The following is a 916-nucleotide window of genomic DNA, read 5'->3' as shown; positions in this document are numbered from 1 at the left end:
GGCTTTCGATCGCGGCGCGGGCGACTCCCGCCTTGTCGAGCTTTTCGGGATCGCGGCCGACGATGCGCGAGACGGCGATGCGGCCAAGCGTCAGGCCGCCGGTCTCCAGCGCGTCGGCGACGTCCTCGACATGCTCGGCAAGGCTCTTCTGCGACAGCAGCGAGGAGGCGAGGATAGCGGCAATGACGAGGCCGGACGGGAAGATCAGCCAGAGCAGGACATGCAGCGTCAGGCCGATGGCGGCCGGCACGAGCACGATGATCAACAAAGCCTGGACGCCGCGGCGGCGACGCAATTCGTCGGAATCGGTTGCGCGGTTGAGCCTGCGATCGAGAAAGGATATCAGCCTGCCGATCCAGGTTACCGGATGGCCGATGGCGTTGAACAGCCATTCCGGATAGCCAAGGGTACGTTCAACGGCAAGTGACAGGAAAGCGATCAGGATCGACATGAAGCTTCTTGATGGAGCGATTGCTGCGGTGGATCACGGCGGATCCCTTGGCCGGGCGAGCGCGCTCTTCCCCCACGCGCCACGGCCTTTCGTCGACCTCTCGACAGGTATCAATCCGCACTCCTACCCGCTTTTCGAATTGCCCGCCACCGCTCTGTGGCGATTGCCGGAATCCGAACGACTGCGCGAATTGACCGAAATCGCCGCCACCGCCTACGGGGCGCCATCGGCGGCGCATGTCGCGCCCGCGCCCGGCACGCAGATCCTCCTGCCGCGCGTCGCTTCGCTGGTGAAGCCCGGCAAAGCGCTGGTGCTCGGTCCTACCTATGCCGAGCACGCTCGGGCCACTGCGATCGCGGGCCATGCGGTGGCGGAGGTGGACAATTTCGATGCCCTGGCGGATGCGGACCTTGCGGTGCTGGTCAACCCGAACAACCCGGACGGGCGAGTAGTCGAGCGGGATCG

At 65.6% G+C, this 916-nt stretch carries 1 protein-coding gene and 1 pseudogene; one reads left to right on the top strand and one right to left on the bottom strand.

Annotated features, from left to right (window positions below):
• The coding region (locus tag EOA29_RS38115; protein WP_189479148.1) for a CobD/CbiB family cobalamin biosynthesis protein at positions 1–451 on the bottom strand (451 nt) is incomplete at its 3' end.
• Here EOA29_RS38115 and EOA29_RS38110 point away from each other — a divergent pair.
• Positions 450–916, top strand: a pseudogene (locus tag EOA29_RS38110) (threonine-phosphate decarboxylase); the annotation flags it as partial. The gene EOA29_RS38115 and the pseudogene EOA29_RS38110 sit on opposite strands and share 2 nt — an antisense overlap.

The organism is Mesorhizobium sp. M1E.F.Ca.ET.063.01.1.1, assembly GCF_003998155.1.
GTDB lineage: Bacteria > Pseudomonadota > Alphaproteobacteria > Rhizobiales > Rhizobiaceae > Mesorhizobium.
This window is presented reverse-complemented; position numbering and strand designations above follow the sequence as displayed.